The organism is Psychrobacter sp. TB20-MNA-CIBAN-0197 (assembly GCF_040309765.1).
Classification (GTDB): Bacteria; Pseudomonadota; Gammaproteobacteria; order Pseudomonadales; family Moraxellaceae; genus Psychrobacter; species Psychrobacter submarinus.
Genome location: NZ_JBEOPC010000776.1, coordinates 1 through 264 on the forward strand (window position 1 = coordinate 1; position 264 = coordinate 264).

At 64.0% G+C, this 264-nt stretch carries 1 protein-coding gene; it reads left to right on the forward strand.

Translation table 11 applies throughout. The features are described from left to right. A partial coding sequence (locus AAEY83_RS15945; protein ID WP_351060527.1) for a hypothetical protein occupies window positions 1–264 on the forward strand: 264 nt, incomplete at both ends.

A 264-nucleotide genomic window follows, 5' to 3' on the forward strand; every position in this document is an offset into this window, starting at 1 on the left:
GGCTTCATCGCCCGGCTGAAACCCGGCGATGGTTTCCTCTTCGCCGGCCGCCTACTGGAACTGGTGCGGGTGGAAAACATGACCGCCTACGTCAAACGCAGCACCGCAAAAAAAGCCGCCGTGCCGCGCTGGAATGGCGGGCGCATGCCGTTATCCAACGAACTGGCCGAAGCAGTGGTGACGCGCTTCAGCGCCGCTGCTCAAGGTCAGTTCAACGGCCCGGAAATGCACGCGCTGCGGCCGCTGCTGGAGACGCAGATACGC